The sequence below is a fragment of the Aeromicrobium halocynthiae genome (assembly GCF_039531385.1).
Lineage (GTDB): Bacteria > Actinomycetota > Actinomycetes > Propionibacteriales > Nocardioidaceae > Aeromicrobium > Aeromicrobium halocynthiae.
Map to the genome: position 1 here is coordinate 74999 of NZ_BAAAPY010000009.1, position 16509 is coordinate 91507.

A 16509-nucleotide genomic window follows, 5' to 3' on the forward strand; every position below is an offset into this window, starting at 1 on the left:
CCGATCCTAGCGACGGCGGGCGGGTGTCCTGCGTCTCGTCCTCAGCCCTCGGAGTCGATGAGGTCGGTGATGGTCGCGATGAGCTCGTCGGGGTCGAACGGCTTGGTGACGTAGACGTCGGCGCCGGCCTCCATGCCGCGCTTGATGTCCATGGGCATGTTCTGGGTCGTCACCATGAGCACCGTGAGGTCGGCGAGCGCCGGGTCTGCGCGGATGGCGCGGACCGTGACCATCCCGCCCTGGCGCGGCATCATCTCGTCGACCGTCACCGCGTCCGGCAGGGTTCCGGCGGCCGCGTCCGCGCGCAGCTGCTCGATGCAGTCGATGCCGTCGACGGCCTCTCGCACCTCGAAGCCCGCGAGCTCGAGGTTCGTGCGGATGAGGAAGCGGATCGATGCGGTGTCGTCGACGACCAGGACGGTGGGCACGAGCCTCACGGTATCGGCTGTGCGCTACGCTCGGGGGGCAGTTCGGCAGACGTCCTCGGACCACGCCGGGACCGCGGGCCCCCGTAGCTCAGGGGATAGAGCACCGCCCTCCGGAGGCGGGAGCGCAGGTTCGAATCCTGCCGGGGGTGCCCAGGTGATGTCTCCAGACACCGAAACCTCCGAACCCTCAGGGTCGGAGGTCTCGTCGTCCTGCGGGGTCGGCCGTCGCGGCTGGTGTCGACGTCCAGTTCGCACCGGAGTTCTCCGGCCGTGGCGTTGACCGTGCGGACGTGCAGGTCGGCGATCGTGACGGGCTGGGCGCGGAGCCATCTCTTGAGGGTCCGTTGAAAGCGTTCGAGCCTTGCCTCGGGTGCTGGGGTGGTTGGCTCGGTCGTGCACGCAGTGCTTCGAGAAGGACCATGGCGTCGTCGTTGAGGGTCGAGGCCGGGATCCCAACGTCTGCGACGGCTCGGCAGACCTGAGCGACCACGGCCGAGCCGGTGATCCGTCGGTGGGCGGTGACTCCGATGCCTTGCGGGTGCAGTCGTCGAGCCAGGTCAGGATCTCGTCATCGATGCCGCCGGTGAGGTGATGACCGACGTCGCTCTCGACACCCGACGCAGCGTGGCCCGTGGCGTTCCCATGTCGTGCGACGTGGGTTGGCTACGTCCTGGGCCAGCACACTGCCGGCGATGCCCTGTGATGTCTCAGGACATCGCGGACAGCCGCACCCACGGAGCGGGTCCGGCTGTCCGAGACCTGGAGCCGGTGCACGAAGTCGAGGAGGCGGTGCACCGCCGTGGAGATCGACACTGGTGTCAACGGCGAACCGGTGCGGACGTCGGCCTCAGGAAGCCACTCCTGCGTCCCGCTCCCCCGACAGCCGTGGCCCTGTCCGTCGGTGACGCCCCAACGGGCCGGCCATCGCGTGGTACCCGCCGTCGACGTGCACGATCTCCCCCGTCACGGCTCGGGCCATGTCCGAGAGCAGGTAACAGACGGCGTCGGCCACCGGAGCGGTGTCACGGGGGTCCCACACGAGCGGCGAGCGGTCCGACCACGCCTCGAGCAGCTCATCGAAACCGGGGATCCCGCCCGCCGCACGCGTGTGGACGGGTCCTGCCGCCACGAGGTTGGAGCGGATGCCGACCGCGCCCAGGTCGCGCGCCAGGTACCGGTTGAGCGCTTCGAGGCCCGCCTTGCAGACGCCCATCCAGTTGTAGACCGACCAGGCACCCGCGGCATCGAAGTCGAGTCCGACGAGACTGCCTCCCGACTCCGGAGCCAGGTCACGCAGCACCCGAGCCAGCTCCGCGTACGAGACCGTGCTCGTGCGGAAGGCCTTCTCCAGCTCGGCGGGGTGGACGCCCAGCATCGACCCGGAGAGAGCCACGCGAGGGGCGAAGGCGATGGCGTGGAGCACACCGTCCAGACGGCCGAACCGTTCGCGGATGACGTCGACGAGCCCGGTCGTCTCCTCCGTACGCGCAGCGTCGTACGGGATCACCGGGTCGAGGTCGAGGGACGCGGCGACGCTGTCGGCCGACGCCAGGTCGCGGTGCAGGCCGGTGAGGACGACCTGGGCGCCGAGCTCTCGGGCCCGCAGGGCGACGGCGTACGCGATGCTGTCCGTCGTGACGACACCGGTCACCAGGACCACCTTGTCGTCGAGCAACGACGCCCTCTGCTCCTGCGGACTCGTGGCGGCGTGGTCCGGCTCGGGGCCGCTCATCGCGCGATCATCTCTGCGACGGCGTGGTACAGCGGGATACCGACGACGATGTTGAACGGGAAGGTGATCGCGAGGGACATGGTCAGGTACCGCGACGGCAGGGCTTCGGGGATCGCGTAGCGCACCACTGCCGGCACCACGATGTAGGAACCGCTCGCGGCCAGCACCATCAGGAGCGTCAGGTCCCCGACCGTGAGCCCGGCAGCCGATCCGAGCAGCAGTGCGAGACCCGCACCGACGAGCGGCATGACGATCGCGAAGCCCACCAGGAACGGTGGGATGCCCTTGACCTCCCGCGTCTGTCGGGCGACGAGCAGCCCCATCTCGAGCAGGAAGAAGGCGAGCAGACCCTTGAAGATATCGTTGATGAACGGCGTCATCGCCTCACCGCCGGCGGGCCCGGTAGCGGCACCGATGACCAACGAACCGACCAGGAGGAGGAAGGTCCCTTCGGTGAACGCTCCGCGTAGCACACCTCCGACCCCCTCGGAGCGCTCCGGCCGGCCCCCCGCACGACCCGCGGCGACCTCGGACCCCGACGACGCGCCGATGCCCGTCGCGAGCGGCGTCGCCCCGCCGCCGACGGTCGCGATCTGCCGGCTCGCGGCCTGCGACCTCGCCCAGCCCGCGAGGACGACCGCCATGACGATGGCTGGGGACTCCATCAGCACCAGCGCCACCGTCATGTGGCCACCGGGAGCGTCCCCCCGCGCCGTGAGGACCTGCGACGCCGCGATGAACGTCACGGCGCTGACCGACCCGTACGTGGCGGCGATCGCGGCGGCGTCGAAGGGGTTCACGCGTCTGCGCAGCACGAGGTAGCCGATGGCCGGGATGACGAGCGACAGCGTCATCGCGATGGCGATGACCGTGAGCGCCGTGGCGGTGAGGCCGGACTCGGCGAGGGCCTGTCCGCCCTTGAAGCCGATGGCCATGAGCAGGTAGAGGGAGAGGAACTTCGTCACCGGTGGCGGGACCTCGAGGTTCGATCGCAAGGAGCCGGCGAGAAGACCGAGGACGAAGAACAGGATGACGGGGTCCGTGAGGTTGCTGAGCGTGCTGAGGTCCATCGCGACTCCTGGGTGGTCGAACGTGACGACTCGTGGGTGAGCAGTCATTAACTGGAAGTAGATTACCGGCATTGAACTTCCGGTAAACCGAACGTGAGGTACGACACGCGCCCCGTTAGGGTGATGACGTGACGTCCGAGCGACCCTCGTGGACCTTCTTGAGCAACCACGGCCACGTGCTCGTGCTCGTCGCTCGCGAACCAGGGGTGCTGCTGACGGACCTGAGCGAGCGCGTCGGCATCTCCGAGCGCGCGGCGCGCTCGATCCTGCGCGACCTCGAGGACGCGGGGTACCTGAGTCGGACCAAGGTGGGCCGTCGCAACCGGTACGACGTGCACCCCGACGGTCCCCTGCGCCATCCCGAGGAGTCGACGACGATGGTCAGCGACCTCCTCACCATCTTCGGCGGCTGAGCCCTGATCCACCAGCCGCGGCGAGCGTCGTGTGTGTGGCGTAGAACGAGAATGCCCTCCTGAGCAGGGGAGGATGCCGATGGCGACGTCACCCTCCACCGCTCACGCGGAGCACTCGTACGTGCGACCTTCCCACAGGATCCGGCTTGTCCTCGATGACCCGCATCCGGTGTCGGCTGCTGGCTCGGTGCCGGCGCCGTGACGGGCCGAGTCCGCCGGTCTGCACGACCTGCCCGATGCCCCACGCCTCGGCCACCAGGGCCGGGCCCGTCGTGCGGCGCGTGCTCGCTCGCCGGGGTGAGGTGTTCGCGACCTACCGCCACCACGCCTTCATCACCGACAGCACCCCTGCGCATCGCCGAGGCCGGCCAGCATCACCGCGACCACAGCTGACGAATCAACTTCCGTGGATGAGGACCGAGCCAGGGCGGGCCTGCCGCCCCGCCGAGCGATCGTCACCGACGGCTCGGCGGGGCGACAGTGCGCTCAGCCCCGCCAGCGCACCGCCTCGAGCGCCATCGCGACCCGCAACGGGTCGTCGCCGAGCGGCCGCGGGAGCAGCTCGTTCGCACGCTCCAGGCGGCGCAGCACCGTGTTGCGGTGGGTGAAGAGCCTCTGCGCCGTGGCGGTGGCGTTACCGAGCAGGCCGAGGTAGACCCGCACCGTCTCGCGCAGGTCCTCGGGCGCCTCGGCCAACGGACCGAGCACCCGCTCGGTGAAGTCGCCCGACAGCGACGACTCACCGGCGACGATGGCCGCCACCTCGACCTGGTCGAAGGTGACCAATCCGGGCCGGGCCGACGCCCGCACCGCGAGTCGCTGCGCCTCGATCGCCTCGCGGTGGCTGCGCCGGAATCCCTCGACCCCGACGGCGGGGTTCCCGAGCGCCACCCGGACCGCACCGTCGCGGGCGGCGTCGGCCAACGCCTCGTCCGGCGGCGAGGCGTGGACGGGCAGCCACAGCCACAGCGTGCTCGACCCGGCCAGCACCGTCAGTCGCCGCCGGGTCCCCGCGCCCCGCATCAGACGCTCCGCGGCGGCCTCGAGCCGGCCCAGGTCGGCGTCGGCCGCCTCCTGCCACAGCACCGCCGCGAGATGCCCGCCCTCCAACCGGTGACCGAGCACGCGTTCCACCCGCGACCTGCTGACCGGCGCCCCGTGCAGGACGAGGGCGACGAGGTCGCGGCGTTCGGCCTGCGAGCCGAGCAGGAGGTCGTCGCTCTCGGCCGCCATGCGCTCGGCGAGCGCGGTGACCGTGGCATCGACGAAGTCGCTCATGGAGCGGGCGGTGACCGACAACAGCTCACGCAGCTCCTCGACGTCGTCGGTCAGGACGAAGCACAGGTCCATCCAGCGCTGCCACGCCACGCTCTGACCCGTGCGATACGCGTCGAGGGCGACGTCGGAGACCCCGCGCCGCACCATGTCGCGCGTGACGTCGAGCTGCACGTCGCTGACGTTCGCGGGGACCGGTTCGCCGGGTGCCCGGACGTTCGCCGCCGCCCAGGCCATGAGGTTGTCGAAGTTGCCACGACGCACGGCCTCGGCCAGCGACGGGTCGGCAGCGACCGTCGCGACCGCGGGTCCGGTCAGCGTGGCGGCGTCGATGGCCTCGGCCCACTGGCTGCTGGTGGACAGACCGATCTCCGCGCCCTGTCGGATGAGCTCACGCACCCGGGCCGAGATCGCGCGTCCCGCCTCGCCGTCCATCCAACGAGGGTAGTCCAGTGGTGCACTATGCACCAGGATAGTGCGGAAAGGGTGATGATCATCCCTGGTGGATGGAGTCGCGGAGCCGCGACGATGGAGGCCCCGCCGCCGAGGAGGCCCCATGACCACCACCACACCCGCCGAGGATCTCGAGGTCCTGATCATCGGTTCCGGGATCTCCGGCATCGGCGCCGCCTGCCACCTCACGATGGAGCGGCCGGGCACGGACTACGCCGTCCTGGAGGCTCGCGAGGCCTCGGGCGGCACGTGGGACCTGTTCCGCTACCCCGGCATCCGCTCCGACTCCGACCTCTTCACCTTCGGCTACGACTTCCGCCCCTGGCAGGACGACCAGGCCATCGCCTCGGCCGACAAGATCCTCACCTACCTGCGCGAGACGGCACGCGAGTACCGCGTCGAGGAGAACATCCGCTACCGCCACCGCGTCGTGCGCGCGGACTGGTCGAGCGACGCCGCCCGCTGGATCGTCCAGGTCGAGCGGGAGGATGGCGAGCGGGTCGAGATCCACGCGCGATGGATCTTCGGTGCGACCGGCTACTACGACTACGACGAGGGTTACACCCCCGACCTGCCGGGCCGCGACCGCTACGAGGGCCCCCTCGTCCACCCGCAGCACTGGCCCGAGGACCTCGACCCGAGCGGGAAGCGGTTCGTGGTCATCGGCTCCGGTGCGACGGCCGTGACGCTCGTGCCGGCCCTCGCAGAGCAGGGAGCCGAGCACGTCACGATGCTGCAGCGCACCCCCACCTACATCATGCCGGTGCCCGGCACCGACACGATGGCGACCGTGCTGCCGAGGCTGATCGGCCGCCGGCGGGGCTTCGCCGCCGTCCGCGCCCGCTACATCTGGCAGCAGCGACTGGTCTTCTCCCTCGCGCAACGGTTCCCGAAGGCGTCCCGGGCCCTCATCCGCCGGGTCAACCAGCGACTCCTGCCCGACCACGTCGACGTCGACACCCACTTCAACCCGCCGTACGACCCGTGGGACCAGCGCCTGTGTGCCGTGCCCGACGGCGACCTCTTCCGCACGCTCCGTCAGGGTCGGGCGTCGGTCGTCACCGACCGCATCGCCACGTTCACCGAGCGAGGGATCCGGCTCGAGTCCGGCGAGGAGCTCGAGGCCGACGTCATCGTCACCGCGACCGGCCTGAAGCTGTCGCTGTTCGGCGGCATCGACCTGGCCGTCGACGGCGAGGACTTCCACGCACCGGACCATGTCGCCTACAAGGGCATGATGCTCTCCGACGTCCCGAACTTCGCGTTCTCGGTCGGGTACACGAACTCCTCCTGGACCCTCAAGGTCGACCTGCTGTGCCGGCAGTTCACCGCGCTGCTGCGCCACATGGACGAGCACGGACTCGCCGTCTGCCGACCAGTGGCCCCGCCGATGCCGACCCGACCCCTCCTGGACTTCGAGGCCGGGTATGTCCAGCGCAGCATCGAGACCCTCCCCCGCCAGGGGGACCGTGCGCCGTGGCAGATGTCGATGAGCTACCTCGACGACGTCAAGCTCGTCGCGTCGACGCCGGTCGTCGACGAGTTCCTGCACTTCGACGCGGACCCCTCGTCGACGCGCCAGGACGCCGTGGCGACCGCCTCCTGAGTCACCCGAGGGAGACCGTCGCTCGGCTTGTGGGATCGTCGCCGCGCACTAGCGTCGAGTCGTCACCCACCCATGTCAGGAGGCACCATGCCCACTCGCTCAGCCCGCACCGCCTGGGACGGCGGATTCGAGGACGGAAAGGGCCAGGTCGAGCTCACCAGCTCCGGACTCGGCACGTTCGAGATGTCCTTCCCCAAGCGCTCGTCGCAGGACGGTGGCGACGCCACCAACCCCGAGGAGCTCCTCGGCGCGGCACACTCGTCGTGCTACTCGATGCAGCTCGCGGCCCTGCTCGGCCAGGCCGGCGGCACCGTGCAGTCCATCGAGACGACGGCGGACGTCTCCCTCGGAGAGGACCCCGCCGGTGGGTTCAGGATCCACACCATCGCCCTGACGGTGACGGCCGAGGTCGACGGGATCGACGACGCCGGCTTCCAGGAGGCGGCCAACGAGGCCAAGGAGTCCTGCCCGCTCAGCAAGGCCCTGGCCGGCGTCGACACCATCACGCTCGACGCCACGCTCGAGAACGGCTGAGCTCGACGGCACGCCCGGCCTCGCGTCGACGCCGAGCCCGTCGACGTGGGGCCGGGGCCGTCCGCCGCAGTCGTCCGACCGCCCGCCGACAGGCCGATGCCGCACCTGGCGAGCGAGGACGGGCGCGATAGGCTAGAGCGGCACCTCGTCCGGGTGCGAAGGCGATCAGTGGAAGAGGCGATTCTGGCCGTGGCCGAGTCCTCACAGGCATCTCCCGACTTCGGAACCAACGCGTGGTTGGTCGAGGAGATGTACGACCGGTACCAGTCCGACCCCGCGTCCGTCGACGCGTCGTGGAAGACCTTCTTCGAGGAGGGTGAGGGCGCCGCGCTGAACGGCTCGGCCAACGGCCGCTCGTCGACCGCGACGCAGCCCCGCGAGCAGAAGGCCCCCGAGAAGAAGGCGCCCGAGCAGAAGGCTCCCGGGCAGAAGGCTCCCGGGGCGTCGGCTGCTCGGGGCGAGGCTCCCCAGGGCAAGGCGCCCGCGAAGAAGGCGCCCGAGAAGAAGACGCCGCCCGCCGAGAAGCCGAGCGCCGCCACGAGCGGCAAGCCCGCGCCGAAGGCCGCTGCCGCCACGAAGGACAAGCCCGCGCCCGACAAGCCCACCGGTCCCGGTGAGGTCCAGCGGATCAGTCTCAAGGGTGCCCCGGCGCGCACGGCGGCCAACATGGACGCCAGCCTCGAGGTCCCCACCGCCACGAGCGTCCGGTCGGTCCCGGTCAAGCTGCTGTTCGACAACCGCACGGTGATCAACAACCACCTCGCCCGCGCCCGCGGCGGGAAGGTCTCCTTCACCCACCTCATCGGCTACGCCGTGGTGCGCGCCCTGTCCGCGATGCCGGAGATGAACACCGGCTACGACGTCGACGACAAGGGCAAGCCGGTCCAGCTCAAGCCCGAGCACGTCAACTTCGGCCTCGCCATCGACACCAAGAACGCCAAGGGTGACCGCCAGCTCCTGGTCCCCTCGATCAAGGCTGCGGAGACGCTCGGGTTCGCCGGTTTCTGGCAGGCCTACGAGGCGATGGTCAAGAAGGCCCGCGACGGCAAGCTCGAGGTCGCCGACTTCCTCGGCACCACCGTGAGCCTCACCAACCCCGGCGGCATCGGCACCAACCACTCCGTGCCGCGCCTCATGAAGGGTCAGGGCGTCATCGTCGGCGTCGGCTCCATGGAGTACCCGCCGGAGTTCCAGGGTGCCTCGGAGCACACGCTGGCGCAGTTGGCCATCTCCAAGATGATGACCCTCACCTCCACCTACGACCACCGCGTCATCCAGGGTGCGCAGTCCGGTGAGTTCCTGCGCCGCATCCACCAGCTCCTGCTGGGCGAGGACGGCTTCTACGACGAGATCTTCCAGGAGCTGCGGATCCCCTACGAGCCGATCCGGTGGGCGCGTGACATCCCGGTCAGCCACGACGACGAGGTCCACCGCCAGGCCCGCGTGCTCGAGCTCATCCACGCCTACCGCGTGCGCGGCCACCTCATGGCCGACACCAACCCGTTGGAGTACCGCCAGCGCAGCCACCCCGACCTCGACGTCGCCCAGCACGGCCTGACGCTGTGGGACCTCGACCGCGAGTTCGCCACCGGCTCCTTCGCGAACGGCTCGGGCAAGCGGTTCATGAAGCTGCGCGAGATCCTCGGCGTCCTGCGCGACTCCTACTGCCGCACCATCGGCTTGGAGTACATGCACATCCAGGACCCGGCCGAGCGCCAGTGGCTGCAGGACCGCATCGAGATCGGGCACACCAAGCCCCCGCGCGAGGAGCAGCTGCGGATCCTGCAGAAGCTCAACCAGGCCGAGGCCTTCGAGACGTTCCTGCAGACGAAGTTCGTCGGGCAGAAGCGCTTCAGCCTCGAGGGTGGCGAGACCACCGTGCCCCTGCTCGACGAGATCTGCGAGGAGGCGGCCAGCGACGGCCTCGACGAGGTCTGCATCGGCATGGCCCACCGTGGGCGCCTCAACGTCCTGGTCAACATCGCCGGCAAGAGCGCGGGCCAGGTCTTCCGCGAGTTCGAGGGCAACATCGACCCCAGCACCGTCCAGGGCTCCGGCGACGTCAAGTACCACCTCGGGGTCGAGGGTGAGTACACCTCCGAGAAGGGCGACGCCATCAAGGTCTCGGTCGCGGCCAACCCGTCGCACCTGGAGGTCGTCAACCCGGTGCTGGAGGGCATCACCCGGGCCAAGCAGGACCGGCTCAACCAGGGCGAGGCGTTCCCGGTCCTGCCGGTGCTCGTCCACGGCGACGCGGCCTTCGCGGGCCAGGGCGTCGTGGCCGAGACCCTCAACCTCAGCCAGCTGCGCGGCTACCGCACGGGCGGCACGATCCACGTCATCGTCAACAACCAGGTCGGGTTCACCACGAGCCCCTCGTCGTCGCGCTCGTCCACGTACTGCACCGACGTCGCGCGCATGATCCAGGCGCCGATCTTCCACGTCAACGGCGACGATCCCGAGGCCTGCATCCGGGTGGCCGAGCTGGCGTACTCCTACCGCAAGACGTTCAAGAAGGACGTCGTGATCGACCTCGTCTGCTACCGCCGTCGCGGCCACAACGAGGGCGACGACCCGAGCTTCACCCAGCCGTTGATGTACGACACGATCAGCGCCAAGAAGTCGGTGCGCAAGCTGTACACCGAGGCGCTCGTCGGTCGTGGCGACATCACGCTGGAGGAGGCCGAGGAGGCCCTCGCGGACTACCAGGCGCAGCTCGAGCGCAACTTCGCCGACGTCAAGCAGGCGTCCTCCGATCCCTCCTACACGCGCACCCCGGACTACCCCGAGAAGCCCGAGGAGCCCGCCGCCGGACTGGTGACGGCCGTCTCGCAGGAGACGCTCAAGGCCGTCGCCGACGCCTACACCGCGGTCCCCGACGGGTTCACCGTCCACCCGAAGGTCCTGCCGCAGCTGCAGCGCCGGGCGCAGTCGATCTCGGCGGGACCGATCGACTGGGGCACCGGCGAGATCATCGCGCTCGGCTCGCTGCTGCTCGAGGGCCGGCCCGTCCGCATGGCCGGGCAGGACTCGCGTCGCGGCACCTTCTCCTCCCGGTTCGCGACCATCATCGATCGCGCCAACGGCAGCGAGTGGACGCCGCTGGCGCACGTCGGAGACGACCAGGCGACGTTCTACATCTACGACTCGCTGCTGAGCGAGTACGCCGCCCTCGGCTTCGAGTACGGCTACTCCGTGGCCCGGCCGGAGGCGCTGACGATGTGGGAGGCGCAGTTCGGCGACTTCGTCAACGGCGCCCAGTCGGTGATCGACGAGTACATCTCCTCCGGCGAGACCAAGTGGGGTCAGAAGTCCGGCGTCGTGCTGCTCCTGCCGCACGGCTACGAGGGTCAGGGCCCGGACCACTCCTCGGGTCGGATCGAGCGCTTCCTGACGCTCGCGGCCAACGACGAGATGACCATCGCCCAGCCGTCGACGCCCGCGTCGTACTTCCACCTGCTGCGCAAGCAGACGCTGGAGTCCGAGCACCGGCCGCTCATCGTCTTCACGCCGAAGTCGATGCTGCGCAGCAAGGCCGCCGCCTCCCAGCCCGAGGACTTCACGTCGGGACGGTGGCGACCCGTCCTCGGCGACGAGACCGTCGACGCCGAGCGCGTCGAGAGGGTGCTGCTGTGCTCGGGCAAGATCGCATGGGAGCTGTTCGCCGAGCGCAAGAAGCGCGAGGGCGACGAGCCGCGGACGGCGATCGTGCGCATCGAGCAGCTGTACCCGCGTCCGATCGAGGAGCTGAAGTCCGAGCTGGCCCGGTTCTCCGGCCTCAAGGAGGTCCGCTGGGTCCAGGACGAGCCCGTCAACCAGGGCCCGTGGCCGCACGTCGCGATGCACTACCCGGCCGAGCTCGGCGACCGTCGGATCGTGTCCGTGACCCGTCCGGAGTCCTCGACGACGGCCGTCGGTTCGAAGGCGCGCCACGACCAGGAGCACAAGGAGCTCATGGACCAGGCCTTCGCCTGACCCGCACACCGTGACGTGGGGCCCGGGTCGTCGACCCGGGCCCCACGTCGTCCCCCTGGAGGAGCATGTACTTCACCGACCGAGGCATCGAGGAGCTGCAGAAGCGTCGCGGCGAGGAGGAGGTCTCCCTCTCCTGGCTGGCCGACCGCATGGTCGAGTTCGTCGACCTCCACCCCGAGTTCGAGGCCGCTACCGAACGCCTCGCCACCTGGCTCGCCCGCCTCGACGACGACGAGGACTGACCCACCCCGCCACACCGCCCCGGGCCTCCGCGACTGGCGCAATCGGGGGACTTTGAGACGGCGTGTCGCCCCAGTTCGCGCCACTCGAGGACGGGTTCGCGCCAGTCGCTGTCCGCTTTCCGCCAGTCGGTGCGCCTGAGCGCCTGCCCCCACCTTCGGCCTGCCGCCGGAGAGGCGCTCCTCGTCCGGGGTGGGCAGGAGGCGACCGGCGGTGCTCGCCGCCCGGTCGGTCGCCGTCGGTCTCAGGCGGACGGGTCGTCGGGACGCTCGCGACGCAGCGCGGCCGGGCGGACCGACTCGCGGCGCCGAGGGACGTCGGATCGCACGAAGCGCCGCAGCCGGTGCTCGAGCGCCGTCACCCCTCGGCCGCTGAAGCTGGAGGCTCCGATCTCCTGCTCCCAGACCATCAGGCGGGAGGGGTCGTGGCGTCGTCCCAGCGCTTGGTCGGCGTCCCTGACGACCTGTCCCGGATCGGCCATGATCTCCGGCGCGACGTAGCCGAACCGCTCGAACCCGAGTCGGGTCAGGGCCTTCTCGCGTCGCAGGTCCGACCGGTGCTGATCGCGGTCGCGATGGTCCGCGCCGTCGTACTCCACGAGACGTCTCGTGCCACGGATCCGGAGGTCCCCACGCGCCACGACGTGGCCGAGGGCGTCGGTGACGAGTGACTGTGGCTCGACCGGTACCCCGGCGAACACGTGGAGCAGGCGCAGCACGCTCTCCCAGGCCGACTCGCTGCGCCCGTCGACGAGGTCGAGGGCGCGGCGCAGGACACGCACGCCGCGGCGACCCGGCACCATCGCCTCCCGGATCCCCGGCACGTCCACGTGGCCGAGGTGGAGGGCACCGTCGATCGCCACCACGAGGTCGATCGCCGCAGGTGCTCGGCGAGCTCGACGATCGTCCAGGCCGCGGAGGCGATCGGGACGTCACCGATCCGCTCCCGGTGACGGGGCGGGATGCCGCAGCGTCGGACGTAGACGCCTCGGCGGTCGTGGTGGGGAGCGTCGGTGTCGCTGCAGGCGACGAGCAGCGGCAGTCGCACGTCCGGAAGCCACCATCCGCGCAGCGTCGCGGAGGTCAGGTGGGTGAAGACGACGTCATCGGGCAGGACGAGCGCGACGGCTCGACACCGGCTCGCGAGGTCGTCCTCGTGGGCGCGCAGCATCGAGACGCCGTGCGCTGGGCGGGTGAACTGGGCGCCACGGAGGACGTCACGGGTGAGTCCGCGCGCCTCGGCGTCGCGGTGCAAGACAGGGTCCATCGAACGATCGTCGAGGGCGCTGCGGCATCCCGACACCCCTCGCGGGCGACGTTGTGGACAGCGTCCGTCGACCCCCGGCGCTGTGGACCTGCCGGCCCCACCGAGCGGCGGATTGCCGGTGGCGAGTGGCGCACACCGGTCAACGAGTGGCGCAGTTCGGGGCGACACGCCGTCTCGAAACCCCCGTCTTGCGCCACTCGCGGAAGGGGGAGCGTCAGAGGGTGAGGACGATCTTGCCGAAGACGTCGCCGTCGGCGACGGCGCCGATGGCGGTCGCGGCGTCGGACATCGGCAGCTCGCGGTCGATGAGGGGACGCGTGCCGGTGACGTCGAGGAACTCCGCCAGGCGGTGCAGCTCGTCGCGCGTGCCCATCGTGGAGCCGTGGACCCGCATCTGCTGGAAGAAGATCCGGGTCAGCTCGGCGGCCTTCGGGGCGTCGCCAGACGTGGCGCCGGCGATCACGATCGTGCCACCGGGACGCATCGACTTCACCGAGTGCGACCACGTGGCCGCGCCGACGGTCTCGATGACCGCGTCGACCTTCTGCGGGAGGCGCTCGCCGGCGTCGAGGACCTCGTGGGCGCCCAGCTCGAGGGCCTTGGCACGCTTGCCCTCGTCGCGACTCGTGGCGAAGACCCGGAAGCCGGCGGCCCGCGCGAGCGTGATGGCCGCCGTGGCCACGCCGCCACCCGCGCCCTGGACCAGCACCGCGTCGCCCTGCTTGAGGTCGGACTGGGTGAAGAGCATCCGATAGGCCGTGAGCCACGCGGTGGGCAGGCAGGCGGCCTCGGCGAACGACAGCCCCGCGGGCTTCGCGACGACGTTGCGACGCGGCACGGCCACCTTCTCGGCGAACGTGCCCGGGTGCTTCTCCGACAGCAGGGAACGACGGGGATCGAGCGTCTCGTCGCCGGCCCAGTCCGGGGAGCTGATCACCGCGTGCACGACGACCTCGTTGCCGTCCTCGTCGTAGCCGGCGGCGTCGCAGCCGAGGATCATCGGCAGCGACTCCTCGCGCAGCCCGACGCCACGCAGGCTCCAGACGTCGTGGTGGTTGACCGACGCCGCCTTGACGGTCACGGTGGTCCACCCGTCCGGGACCTGAGGCTCGGGCTGATCGCCGACGACGAGTCCGTCCAGAGGAGCGTCGGGGTTGATCTCTCGGGCGTAGACGGCGAACATCGGCGGTCTCCTAGCGTCGGTCAGGGGCGTCAGTAGGGGCGGCGGGCCAACCCGTCGCGCCGCGCGGTGTCGGTCACCGCACGCGCCACGACCGGTGCGACCCGGGGATCGAACGGCGAGGGAATGACGTACGTCTCGCTGAGGTCGTCGCCGACGAGGTCGGCGATGGCGGTCGCCGCGGCGAGCTTCATGCTCTCGGAGATCTCCGTGGCCCGCACGTCCAGCGCGCCGCGGAAGATGCCCGGGAAGACGAGGACGTTGTTGATCTGGTTCGGGAAGTCCGAGCGTCCCGTGGCCACGACCCGGGCGTGCCGCGCGGCGACCTCCGGATGGACCTCCGGGTTGGGGTTCGCCATGGCGAAGACGATGGCGTCCGGCGCCATCCGGGCCACCGACTCCTCGGCCACCGTGCCGCCGGAGACGCCGATGAACACGTCGGCGCCCTCGAGGGCGTCGTCGATGCTCCCCGGTCGCGCCCACGGCGCGCACTGGTCGGCCAGCATGTCCTTGACCTCGTTCATGCCCGCTCGACCGGGCACGAGCACGCCCGAGCGGTCGACGACGCTGATCTTGCGCACTCCCGCGGAGCGCAGGATGGCGCAGATCGCGACACCTGCCGCCCCGGCGCCGGAGATGACGACCTTGAGGTCCTGGAGGTCGCGGTCGGTCAGGCGCGCGGCGTTGATGAGCGCGGCCAGGGTGACCACCGCGGTGCCGTGCTGGTCGTCGTGGAAGACCGGGATGTCGAGCCGCTCGACGAGACGACGCTCGATCTCGAAGCACCGCGGGCTCGAGATGTCCTCGAGGTTGATGCCGCCGAAGGTGGGTGCCAGGCGAGCGACCGTCTCGACGATCTCGTCGACGTCGGTGGTCGCCAGGGCGACCGGCACGGCGTCCACGCCACCGAACTGCTTGAACAGCACGGCCTTGCCCTCCATCACCGGCATGGCCGCCGACGGGCCGATGTCGCCGAGACCCAGCACGGCCGTCCCGTCGGTCACGACGGCGACCGTGTTCGAGACCCACGTGTACTGGTGGGCCAGCTCGGGGTCGGCGGCGATCGCCTCGCACACGCGGGCGACGCCCGGCGTGTACGACAGCGACAGGTCGTGCGCATCACGCAGGGGTACCGTCGCGGCGACCTCCATCTTCCCACCCTGGTGCAGGGCGAAGACGGGATCATCGGGATCGGGCGAGGCCACATGGGCGTCGCTGTCAATGGCAACCATGAGTCTGGGAGAAGGTCCTCGGGCGGGGTCCGGGCGGCGCGCTGCGGAGTCGGTCTGACTCACGGCGCCGGGTGATCGAGCGGGTCGTGCCCTGTCCGGGAGTCTGTCACATGCCCGACGACGACCCGAGGGCGCGGGTGACCGGCCGCGACAGCAGACAGGCGAGCGCGACGACGGCCGCCGCCGCGAGCCCGGTCGGTATCCACCAGACGTCGCCACGGAAGTTGTACGACAACAGCAGCTGGATCAGCTGGGAGAACACCAGGAACCCCCGGGCCCAGCTGTGCCCCTTCAGGAGCCGGTTGAGCGCCGCCAGCAGCATCACGCCGAAGGCACCCAGGAAGAACGCCGTGCTCACACCGAGCCCGACGCGGCCGGGCGTGATGACCCTGGCCTCGGCGACGGCGAGCGCGATCAGTCCGAGCGCCTCGACGCTGATGATCGCACCGGCCACCAGCAGGAGACGGCGCGCCGTCCCGGTCGGTGGCGTCGGCGGGGGCGGGACGTAGGCCATCGGGTCGCCCGGGTCGTGACCCGTGTCGTGCCCGCCGCCGGCGTCCTGCGCGTCGTCGGGGTCGTCGGCGGGCGGGCCCACGGGCCGGGAAGTCGGGTCGTCCACGGTCACCAGCCTACGGCGAGGACCACCGTTCACCCGCTCGTCACCTTCATGTGACACAACCGACAAACGACCGCACGTCCGTTCCCCTTGTGCTCCCCGGCCTTTGTTGAAACGATGATGATTGCGTCTCGGGACGGGTCTGCCACCGTGGGCCGACCGAGTCGATCACCAGAGGTGGGAAGGAGATGTCGTCATGGACTGGCGCCACAAGAGCGCGTGCCTCGACGAAGACCCTGAGCTCTTCTTCCCCATCGGCAACACGGGACCCGCGATCATGCAGATCGAGGAAGCCAAGGTCGTGTGTCGCCGTTGCGACGTTCGTGAACAGTGCCTGCAGTGGGCTTTGGAGTCCGGACAGGACCACGGCGTCTGGGGAGGCATGAGCGAGGACGAACGTCGTGCGCTCAAGCGCCGCAACGCCCGGGCACGCATCCGCACCGCCTGAGCCTGCACGCAGCGATCGAACCCCGTACCCACGACTGGGTA

At 70.4% G+C, this 16509-nt stretch carries 14 protein-coding genes and 1 tRNA gene; 7 read left to right on the plus strand and 8 right to left on the minus strand.

What is annotated here, in order from left to right:
- Positions 1–41: 41 nt before the first annotated feature.
- Positions 42–428, minus strand: coding sequence for a response regulator transcription factor (locus ABD213_RS12255; RefSeq protein ID WP_344329011.1), 387 nt, complete (start codon positions 426–428; stop codon positions 42–44).
- Between the two features lie 77 nt (positions 429–505).
- On the opposite strand from ABD213_RS12255, the gene ABD213_RS12260 reads away from it, so the two are divergent.
- A tRNA-Arg gene (locus tag ABD213_RS12260) sits at positions 506–577 on the plus strand.
- Between the two features lie 698 nt (positions 578–1275).
- Here the strand turns inward: ABD213_RS12260 and ABD213_RS12265 are convergent.
- Complete coding sequence (locus ABD213_RS12265; RefSeq protein WP_344329013.1) at positions 1276–2160, minus strand: SDR family oxidoreductase; 885 nt, start codon at positions 2158–2160, stop codon at positions 1276–1278.
- Positions 2157–3230: a sodium-dependent bicarbonate transport family permease gene (locus ABD213_RS12270; RefSeq protein ID WP_344329017.1), complete on the minus strand. Its 1074-nt coding sequence runs from the start codon at positions 3228–3230 to the stop codon at positions 2157–2159. The genes ABD213_RS12265 and ABD213_RS12270 overlap by 4 nt, the downstream gene beginning before the upstream one ends.
- A gap of 128 nt (positions 3231–3358) precedes the next feature.
- Between ABD213_RS12270 and ABD213_RS12275 the strand changes: the two genes are divergently transcribed.
- Positions 3359–3643: a helix-turn-helix transcriptional regulator gene (locus ABD213_RS12275; protein WP_344329020.1), complete on the plus strand. Its 285-nt coding sequence runs from the start codon at positions 3359–3361 to the stop codon at positions 3641–3643.
- Between the two features lie 486 nt (positions 3644–4129).
- On the opposite strand, the gene ABD213_RS12280 is transcribed toward ABD213_RS12275, so the two are convergent.
- Positions 4130–5353 carry a PucR family transcriptional regulator gene (locus ABD213_RS12280; RefSeq protein WP_344329023.1) on the minus strand — a complete coding sequence of 408 codons (1224 nt, stop codon included), beginning with the start codon at positions 5351–5353 and terminating at the stop codon, positions 4130–4132.
- Positions 5354–5474: 121 nt separating this feature from the next.
- Here ABD213_RS12280 and ABD213_RS12285 point away from each other — a divergent pair, with 121 nt between their 5' ends.
- From ABD213_RS12285 to ABD213_RS12300, 4 genes are all read left to right on the plus strand, one after another.
- Complete coding sequence (locus ABD213_RS12285; protein WP_344329025.1) at positions 5475–6977, plus strand: flavin-containing monooxygenase; 1503 nt, start codon at positions 5475–5477, stop codon at positions 6975–6977.
- A gap of 87 nt (positions 6978–7064) precedes the next feature.
- Positions 7065–7511 carry an OsmC family peroxiredoxin gene (locus ABD213_RS12290; protein ID WP_344329028.1) on the plus strand — a complete coding sequence of 149 codons (447 nt, stop codon included), beginning with the start codon at positions 7065–7067 and terminating at the stop codon, positions 7509–7511.
- Positions 7512–7700: 189 nt separating this feature from the next.
- A complete protein-coding gene (locus ABD213_RS12295) occupies positions 7701–11486 on the plus strand; it encodes a multifunctional oxoglutarate decarboxylase/oxoglutarate dehydrogenase thiamine pyrophosphate-binding subunit/dihydrolipoyllysine-residue succinyltransferase subunit (protein WP_344329030.1) in 3786 nt (1261 codons plus the stop codon).
- A gap of 65 nt (positions 11487–11551) precedes the next feature.
- Complete coding sequence (locus ABD213_RS12300) at positions 11552–11728, plus strand: DUF6104 family protein (RefSeq protein ID WP_344329032.1); 177 nt, start codon at positions 11552–11554, stop codon at positions 11726–11728.
- 242 nt (positions 11729–11970) lie between these two features.
- On the opposite strand, the gene ABD213_RS12305 is transcribed toward ABD213_RS12300, so the two are convergent.
- From ABD213_RS12305 to ABD213_RS12320, 4 genes are all read right to left on the minus strand, one after another.
- The gene (locus ABD213_RS12305) at positions 11971–12591 is read right to left on the minus strand and encodes a DUF559 domain-containing protein (protein WP_344329034.1); all 621 of its coding nucleotides are present in this window, start codon (positions 12589–12591) and stop codon (positions 11971–11973) included.
- A gap of 615 nt (positions 12592–13206) precedes the next feature.
- Complete coding sequence (locus tag ABD213_RS12310; RefSeq protein ID WP_344329036.1) at positions 13207–14175, minus strand: zinc-binding dehydrogenase; 969 nt, start codon at positions 14173–14175, stop codon at positions 13207–13209.
- Positions 14176–14204: 29 nt separating this feature from the next.
- Positions 14205–15404, minus strand: a complete 1200-nt coding sequence (locus tag ABD213_RS12315; RefSeq protein WP_425546062.1) for an NAD(P)-dependent malic enzyme — start codon at positions 15402–15404, stop codon at positions 14205–14207.
- Positions 15405–15510: 106 nt separating this feature from the next.
- Entirely contained in the window at positions 15511–16023 is a 513-nt protein-coding gene (locus ABD213_RS12320) for a hypothetical protein (protein ID WP_344329040.1), read from the minus strand.
- A 193-nt stretch (positions 16024–16216) separates the two neighbouring features.
- On the opposite strand from ABD213_RS12320, the gene ABD213_RS12325 reads away from it, so the two are divergent.
- Positions 16217–16468 (plus strand): WhiB family transcriptional regulator, encoded by a 252-nt coding sequence (locus tag ABD213_RS12325; protein WP_344329042.1) that lies wholly within the window; start codon positions 16217–16219, stop codon positions 16466–16468.
- Positions 16469–16509: the final 41 nt, after the last annotated feature.

Bases quoted from the DNA above. Each gene is read 5' to 3' on its own strand.
- ABD213_RS12265 (WP_344329013.1), bottom strand. From the start codon at position 2,160: ATGAGCGGCCCCGAGCCGGACCACGCCGCCACGAGTCCGCAGGAGCAG.
- ABD213_RS12270 (WP_344329017.1), bottom strand. From the start codon at position 3,230: ATGGACCTCAGCACGCTCAGCAACCTCACGGACCCCGTCATCCTGTTC.
- ABD213_RS12280 (WP_344329023.1), bottom strand. From the start codon at position 5,353: ATGGACGGCGAGGCGGGACGCGCGATCTCGGCCCGGGTGCGTGAGCTC.
- ABD213_RS12285 (WP_344329025.1), top strand. From the start codon at position 5,475: ATGACCACCACCACACCCGCCGAGGATCTCGAGGTCCTGATCATCGGT.
- ABD213_RS12290 (WP_344329028.1), top strand. From the start codon at position 7,065: ATGCCCACTCGCTCAGCCCGCACCGCCTGGGACGGCGGATTCGAGGAC.
- ABD213_RS12300 (WP_344329032.1), top strand. From the start codon at position 11,552: ATGTACTTCACCGACCGAGGCATCGAGGAGCTGCAGAAGCGTCGCGGC.
- ABD213_RS12310 (WP_344329036.1), bottom strand. From the start codon at position 14,175: ATGTTCGCCGTCTACGCCCGAGAGATCAACCCCGACGCTCCTCTGGAC.
- ABD213_RS12315 (WP_425546062.1), bottom strand. From the start codon at position 15,404: ATGGTTGCCATTGACAGCGACGCCCATGTGGCCTCGCCCGATCCCGAT.
- ABD213_RS12325 (WP_344329042.1), top strand. From the start codon at position 16,217: ATGGACTGGCGCCACAAGAGCGCGTGCCTCGACGAAGACCCTGAGCTC.